This window comes from Ottowia sp. (assembly GCF_047975795.1).
Classification (GTDB): domain Bacteria; phylum Pseudomonadota; class Gammaproteobacteria; order Burkholderiales; family Burkholderiaceae_C; genus Ottowia.
The window spans coordinates 1-2,543 of the sequence record NZ_JBKEEE010000042.1 but is presented as its reverse complement, the minus strand read 5'-3'; the positions used below and the strand labels follow the sequence as shown (position 1 = coordinate 2,543).

Below are 2,543 nucleotides of genomic sequence, written 5' to 3'. Positions count from 1 at the left end.
ACGCTTGCGCGTGCGTTTGGCTGCAAGCTCGAATCCAGTGGTGGCAAGGCTTGTCTGTTGCATCGCTCCACTGTCTCAGATCAGGCCGTCATGGGGCTGACTTTTGCAGACCTTCCTTAATAATTCGTCCCACGGGAGTTAATCAGTATGATATTGATCAAGAAAATAATGCTTGCGGCCGTGCTTTCCACCGCATGGTTTTCAGCGCATGCACAATCGACGATTGATATATATCAACAAGATTTTGAGAACCCCGTTCGACCATTGAGTGCCTGCACTGGATTTGGTGGAAATGCAGATACTGCGAACGCCGCTACCAGCTATACGAGCGGAACGGTTCCTTACTATCAAATAAGAACGGCTGATCGACTGTGTGTAAGCAAAACAGGATGGGCCGATGACATCATTGACCCTGCACCAGCTTTAATTGCAGACGACTATGCCATCGGCTTTCATGGATCAAGCGATGCAGTAGGTAATATTGAAAGTATAGGATTCATATTTGACCCGCAATCATACCAGTTTTTGAACGGTACTTTCAATGCGTCGCTGATGGGCATTCCTACCTATGCAAGCACTAATTATGGATTTGACCCTGGTGTTGCAGTGAATTTTACGCTTCAGTTCTATGAGATTCCCGCAGGCACGGCCAATACCAGCGTGGCCATAACTGGCCCAACGGCACTGGGTGGCAACGCCGGAGTGAATATTAGTGGGTCACCACAAACAGCATTTGCCACTGAAGTTATGAGCGTCAGTAACAGTAACACGGTGGCTAACCGCTTTACGCTGGATTGGCACGATTATTCGTTTTCAATTGACTTGAGTGCCATGACGGCAACCAATTCACGCGTGATGATGGTCATGACCGGTCTGCCAAATCATCATTATCTGGCGCTGGATAATTTTGATATCAAGGCAACGTTGAACAACATCACCTTGCCTACCGGCTTGATTACCGTGCAACCCGGCACCACGGGCACATTCGATCCTTTGAACGGTGCTTCCAACAGCCTGAACTTGCCACTGACCGTACAGCCCAACCCCACCTCAAGCGACCCGGCTGCGGGTACGGTGACGGTCGATCCCGCAACTGGCGTGATTTCGTTCACCCCGGTGACCGGGTTCACGGGTGACGTGGTGGTGACATTTGAAGTGTGCGACAACCAGACTGCGCCCAATCAGGTTTGCACCACCAGTACGGTGACATTCCGGGTGCCTACAGGATCGTCGGCAAGTGCTGGATCACCCGTGGCGGTGCCGGTGAATGCACCTTGGGCGCTGGGCTTATTGAGCGTGGTGATCGGTTTGGCTGGATCCGGTTTACGTCGACGCAGCCGCCATCATTGATGCAGCCAGGCTAAATTCTCTGTGGGTGCGCCGCTGGCGCACCCAGCCAATCCACCGCCGCGCCGCCGGCCTTCTGCAAAAACGCATTGGCGGCCCTGAAATGCCCGCAGCCGATGAAAGGCACCGGCGGGCGCAGCGCCGACAGCGGTGAGGGATGGTTGGCCATCAGCCATGCATGCCGCGCTGGCGCGTCTGCCGGGCGCATGCCTTGTGCGTGCGCACCCCAGAGCATGAACACCAATGGCCGCTCAATTGCCACCAGCCGCTCGAAAATGCGCCCCGTCAGCGCCTGCCAGCCAATGCGGGCATGGCTGCCCGCCTGGCCCGCCTCCACCGTCAGGCAGGTGTTGAGCAACAGCACGCCTTGCGCCGCCCAGTGGTTCAGCAGGCCGTCCGGCTGCGGCGCGCGGCCATAGTCGCGCGCCAGCTCCTTGCAAATATTGCGCAGGCTGGGCGGTGGCTTGACGCCGGGGCCAACGGCAAACGCCAGCCCGTTGGCCTGGCCCGGGCCGTGGTAGGGGTCTTGGCCCAGAATCACCACCCGCACGTCCTCCAACGCCGTCAGTTGCAGCGCCCGCAAAGGCTCTGGCGGGTACACCGTGGCACCCGCCGCCTGGCGCTGGGCCAGATGCTGGCGCACGCCCCGTCCGTCCGGGCTGGCAACAAACGCCGCCACCAGCGGCCGCCAGCCGGGGGCGACGCGCTCGGCACCCGGCGGCCACGCACCCGAAGGCGCATCGGCGGCAGTGTCAGCCCGCGCTGCATCCCACAGCGGCAATGTGTCGGGTTTTTCAGGCATTCAATCAGGCACTGGCGCTGCAACCACCAGCGCAGTCAGCTATGTTGTTGATAGCAATCCGGCAGCTCATGCGCCCTCCTGCAACCCAGCCACTTCACTGCCCCGTGCCAGGTTGGCGGCGGGCCAGCAGCGCCCGCGTGCGCGCCAGGTTGCGGGTCGCCACTGTCGCGTAATGCGTCGCCCAAGCCTCCTGAAACACCTCAAGCGCCTGCTCATACGCGGCCACCGCCTGCGCCAGCCGGGCGGTGCCGCTTTCGCGTTCGCCCAGCATGCTCAAGGCAGCGCCCAGGTTGTTGTGCGTCATGGCCCAGTCCAGCGGCACGCGCTCGCGGGTGTGCTCTTTCAGCGCCTGCCCATACGCGGCCACCGCCTGCGCCAGCCGGTCGGTGCCGCT

At 60.0% G+C, this 2,543-nt stretch carries 3 protein-coding genes; 1 reads left to right on the top strand and 2 read right to left on the bottom strand.

What is annotated here, in order from left to right; all coding sequences use genetic code 11:
• The first annotated feature begins 147 nt into the window (after positions 1-147).
• Positions 148-1,350 carry an Ig-like domain-containing protein gene (locus ACK5NW_RS06490; protein WP_416926247.1) on the top strand — a complete coding sequence of 401 codons (1,203 nt, stop codon included), beginning with the start codon at positions 148-150 and terminating at the stop codon, positions 1,348-1,350.
• A gap of 10 nt (positions 1,351-1,360) precedes the next feature.
• Here ACK5NW_RS06490 and ACK5NW_RS06485 read toward each other — a convergent pair whose 3' ends face one another.
• Complete coding sequence (locus ACK5NW_RS06485; RefSeq protein ID WP_416926245.1) at positions 1,361-2,149, bottom strand: uracil-DNA glycosylase; 789 nt, start codon at positions 2,147-2,149, stop codon at positions 1,361-1,363.
• Positions 2,150-2,243: 94 nt separating this feature from the next.
• Positions 2,244-2,543 (bottom strand): hypothetical protein (locus ACK5NW_RS06480; RefSeq protein WP_416926243.1); only part of this gene is annotated, 300 nt, incomplete at its 5' end.

Excerpts from the sequence above, each read along its gene's own strand:
- ACK5NW_RS06485 (WP_416926245.1), bottom strand. The coding sequence starts at position 2,149 with ATGCCTGAAAAACCCGACACATTGCCGCTGTGGGATGCAGCGCGGGCT.
- ACK5NW_RS06490 (WP_416926247.1), top strand. The coding sequence starts at position 148 with ATGATATTGATCAAGAAAATAATGCTTGCGGCCGTGCTTTCCACCGCA.